The organism is Caballeronia udeis, assembly GCF_001544555.2.
Classification (GTDB): domain Bacteria; phylum Pseudomonadota; class Gammaproteobacteria; order Burkholderiales; family Burkholderiaceae; genus Caballeronia; species Caballeronia udeis.
This window is the reverse complement of the sequence record NZ_FCOK02000188.1, coordinates 1-1,645: the sequence shown is the minus strand read 5'-3', so window position 1 is coordinate 1,645 and position 1,645 is coordinate 1. Positions and strand designations below refer to the sequence as shown.

At 61.0% G+C, this 1,645-nt stretch carries 2 protein-coding genes; both read right to left on the bottom strand.

The genetic code is table 11. The features are described from left to right. Positions 1 to 224: 224 nt before the first annotated feature. Complete coding sequence (locus tag AWB69_RS45095) at positions 225 to 1,040, bottom strand: class I SAM-dependent methyltransferase (RefSeq protein WP_062093217.1); 816 nt, start codon at positions 1,038 to 1,040, stop codon at positions 225 to 227. A gap of 57 nt (positions 1,041 to 1,097) precedes the next feature. Further along, complete coding sequence (locus AWB69_RS45090; protein WP_062093216.1) at positions 1,098 to 1,379, bottom strand: hypothetical protein; 282 nt, start codon at positions 1,377 to 1,379, stop codon at positions 1,098 to 1,100. Positions 1,380 to 1,645 lie beyond the last annotated feature (266 nt).

The window sequence follows — 1,645 nt, the reverse complement described above, 5'->3', positions numbered from 1 at the left end:
CTGCAGGCAGCGAGGCTCGAGGGGATGGCACGCGCCGGGGCAAGTCCGCGGGACGCGGCGCAGTCCCAAGAGCGGGGGTGCGTGTTCACCGGGACGCGAGGCCGTCAGCTTGCGTGACAGGCGCAGCCTGGCGCGCGAGGTGCCGCGTCACGGCTGGATTGCTGCGGCGGTGCCAGAAGCGACAACGCCGGCACTCGGCCGGCGTGGGGCAGTCATATTTCCGATCAGGCCGCCATCGCGAACAGATCGAGCTGGCTGACCGGCTGGGCCATCGAAACCGGCTGCGCTGTGGGAATGTCTGCCGGCTCTACCTGTTCAACAGATTCGAAATCGCAGACCACAATCTCACACACAGGCGAGACACCGTGCCAATCGCCCCGATACGTCTCCGTGTCGATTCCGCAATTGGCGTCGAGCGATATCGCCGTTTGATCCAAGAATTTGCGGCACTTTTCAGCGATGCTCTCCTGATAGTCCCGCTGTCCCGAATAGCGAAAGGGTGCGGACATCTGCGGGACAATGAACGTACCCCATCGCGCGATGCGCGACGCCAGTTCGATTACCTTGTATTCGAACTCTCCGCCCTTGTAACGACCGTCGTAACCGTCGGCTCTCACGCGACCAAAGGGTGGATTAGAAATCGCCGCGTCGAACCGGTCGAACTCTTTCCACCAGTCGCCGAATACGTCCGCGTGAATCCAGGTCGCATCGGGCACTACCTTTCGACCAACCCGCACATATTCCGCGCAGCGCTCGACGCATACGATTGACTTCGCTTTACCTTCGCAGGCGTACGCGAGGGAGCCGATCCCGGCGCACAGATCGACAATCGAGTCACAACCGCTCGGCACTTCGATGGAAAAATCACGGGCGAGACCCCACGGCGTGAAAAACGCACCCATCGCGCTGTTATCGTGATTCGCGCCTTCCTGAAAATTTTCGAGCACGAACAGACGTTCATCCTCCGTCAATCGACGATCAAGGGCGACAAGCCGGTTCACTTCTGCCATCGCCTTAGTTTGTGCCTTAGTCAGTTTCATATGCTTCCCCGTAGGATGTTCAATCGGCGGCCGCGTCATCGCGCGGCCTGCGCTTTTTCAGTTGATGCGTCGCGCCGTACCAAGGCCATAGAAGCCACCGACGCCGAGAATGTCCGCTGCCATGTCTGCCAGCGCGAAAAGACTTGGACCGCCCGGGTATTCGCAATGCCACTCACCAAGCAGCGAAAACGAGACAGGCTCCCTCGGGCGCTCGAAGTCAGCACGCAGATACGCGCCCGGTGCCGGGCCAGTAAAAAACGAACCGGCTACCTCGATCCGATCGAATTTGTAGGGATAGATGCACTGCTGGTAATCGCTCGCTTCTTCGGCTTTGATCATTGCGCGTCCTTTAAAGCTGACCGGGCCCCTAGATTCCGAGTCCCGGCGTGAAAGATGTTTCTGCTGAGTCGGCGGCGTCTCTCGCCGTTGCCGCCGTTCCCCTGAGTTCGTCGTCCCGCGATCAAAGGAGACGCGGCCGCAGCTGGGTCAAGGATTCAAGCGCGGGGTGCTGGGGCGGGATGGAGCGGCAGCGACTGACACGGCCCCGCGCGCCTTGACGCAGCGCAGGACGTGGCTACGATCGCGAGAAAAGGACGGCGAACGAG

What these genes read in the sequence shown, in the direction of transcription:
- AWB69_RS45095 (WP_062093217.1), bottom strand. Translation starts at nt 1,040, where the DNA reads ATGAAACTGACTAAGGCACAAACTAAGGCGATGGCAGAAGTGAACCGG.
- AWB69_RS45090 (WP_062093216.1), bottom strand. Translation starts at nt 1,379, where the DNA reads ATGATCAAAGCCGAAGAAGCGAGCGATTACCAGCAGTGCATCTATCCC.